This window comes from Pseudomonas sp. 2VD (genome assembly GCF_005503585.1).
GTDB classification, from domain to species: Bacteria; Pseudomonadota; Gammaproteobacteria; order Pseudomonadales; family Pseudomonadaceae; genus Pseudomonas; species Pseudomonas aeruginosa.
Genome location: NZ_SCND01000589.1, coordinates 1 through 2,088, shown reverse-complemented (window position 1 = coordinate 2,088; position 2,088 = coordinate 1). Strand labels below are relative to the sequence as shown.

At 65.6% G+C, this 2,088-nt stretch carries 2 protein-coding genes and 1 pseudogene; all 3 read right to left on the bottom strand.

Annotation, left to right across the window (positions count from 1 at the left end; all coding sequences use genetic code 11):
- Positions 1–23 precede the first annotated feature (23 nt).
- Positions 24–497, bottom strand: a pseudogene (gene murD / locus FFS27_RS32105) (UDP-N-acetylmuramoyl-L-alanine--D-glutamate ligase); the annotation flags it as partial.
- Between the two features lie 13 nt (positions 498–510).
- A complete protein-coding gene (gene mraY, locus FFS27_RS32100) occupies positions 511–1,593 on the bottom strand; it encodes a phospho-N-acetylmuramoyl-pentapeptide-transferase (RefSeq protein ID WP_003094129.1) in 1,083 nt (360 codons plus the stop codon).
- A partial coding sequence (locus FFS27_RS32095) for a glutamate ligase domain-containing protein (protein WP_272483180.1) occupies positions 1,593–2,088 on the bottom strand: 496 nt, incomplete at its 5' end. The genes mraY and FFS27_RS32095, both read right to left, overlap by 1 nt.

Here is a 2,088-nt window from a genome sequence, read left to right as displayed (position 1 = left end):
AAGCTCGACAGCTCCAGCACTTACAGCTCGATGTCGTCGGCCAGCAGGTCGAGCGCCGGGGTGCCGAGGTTGCCGCAGACGGCGACACGCTTGTCCGCGGCCACCGCCATTTCGCCCACCAGGGTGGTCACGGTGCTCTTCGCGTTGGAACCGGTGATGGCGACGATCGGGGCCTTCGCCTCGCGGGCGAAGAGATCGATGTCACCGGAGATGCGCACGCCTTTCGCGGCGGCCTGTACCAGCGCAGGGGTGCGCAGCGACAAGCCGGGGCTGACATAGAGTTCGCGGGCGGAGCAGAGGAACTCGGCGTCGAGTTCGCCGCAACGCACTTCCACCTGCGGATACTGGGCACGCAGGGTGGCCAGCTCCGGCGGGTTCTCTCGGGTATCGACCACGGCGAAAGGCAAGCCGCGGCGCGCCAGGTAGCGCACCAGGGACATGCCGCTCTTGCCGAGGCCGACAACGATGCGGAAGTGGTCGGAGGCGATCAGGCTCATGCTCTCTTCGTCCTCAACGCAGCTTCAAGGTGGCGAGGCCGATCAGCACCAGGATCACGGTGATGATCCAGAAGCGCACGATCACGCGCGGCTCCGGCCAGCCTTTCAGTTCGAAATGGTGATGGATCGGCGCCATGCGGAAGACGCGGCGTCCGGTCAGCTTGAAGGAAGCGACCTGGATCATCACCGAGAGGGTTTCCATGACGAACACCCCACCCATGATGAACAGCACGATCTCCTGGCGCACGATCACCGCGATGGTGCCCAGCGCGGCGCCCAGCGCCAGCGCGCCGACGTCGCCCATGAAGACCTGCGCCGGATAGGTGTTGAACCAGAGGAAGCCGAGGCCGGCGCCGACCAGCGCGGCGCAGAACACGATCAGCTCGCCGGCGCCCGGTACGTTGGGAATCAGCAGGTACTCGGCGAACTTCACGTTGCCCGACAGGTAGCAGAAGATGCCCAGCGCGCCGGCAACCATTACCGTCGGCATGATCGCCAGGCCGTCGAGACCGTCGGTGAGGTTCACCGCATTGCTCGAACCGACGATGACGAAGTAGGTCAGGACCACGAAGAAGATGCCCAACTGGATCTCGACGCTCTTCAGCATCGGCACGATCAGGGTGGTCTCGATCGGGGTTTCGGCAGTCATATAGAGGAACACGGCGGCGCCGATGCCGAACACCGACTGCCAGAAGTACTTCCAGCGGCTCGGCAGGCCGCGGGAGTTCTTCTCGATCACCTTGCGGTAGTCGTCCACCCAGCCGATGGCACCGAACAGCAGGGTAACGACCAGCACCACCCACACGTAGCGGTTGGAAAGATCCGCCCACAGCAGCGTGCTGATGGCGATGGCGGTAAGGATCAGGGCGCCGCCCATGGTCGGGGTGCCCTTCTTCGACAGGTGCGACTGCGGACCGTCGTTGCGCACGGCCTGGCCGATCTGGCGGATCTGCAAGGTACGGATCATCCAGGGCCCCAGCCACAGCGACAGCGACAGCGCGGTGAGCACGCTGAGAATGCCGCGCAGGGTCAGGTACTGGAAGACGCCGAAGCCCTTGTAGAACTGTTGCAGGTATTCGGCCAGCAGCAGGAGCATTAGTGACTCTCCTCGGAGGAACCGCACAGCGCCGCGACGACTTTGTCCATCGCCGCGCTGCGGGAACCCTTGATCAAAATGGTGGTTGTCGGTTGTTCGGTGGCCAGCGCCCCGATCAGGCTGGCCTGGTCGGCGAAGTGCCGGCCCGTGGCGCCGAACGCCTGTACGGCGTGGGCCATCAGCGGTCCGACCGCATAGAGCGCGGACACCTTGCCAGCGGCGTAGGCGCCCACCTCGCGGTGGGCCTGCTCGGCCCAGGAACCGAGTTCGCCCATGTCTCCGAGGACCAGGACGGTGCGCCCGGAAAAGCCGCTCAGTATATCAATCGCCGCCAGCATTGACGCGGGGTTGGCGTTGTAGCTGTCGTCTATCACACGCAGCCCGCTGGCGGTCAGTTGCGCTACCGCGCGGCCCTTGACCGGCTGCAGCGCCTGCAGCCCGGCGACGATCCCATCCAGCGGCACGCCCAGTGCATGGGCGGCAGCGGCGGCAGCC

Coding starts and splice junctions, on each gene's coding strand:
- mraY (WP_003094129.1), bottom strand. CDS start 1,593: ATGCTCCTGCTGCTGGCCGAATACCTGCAACAGTTCTACAAGGGCTTC.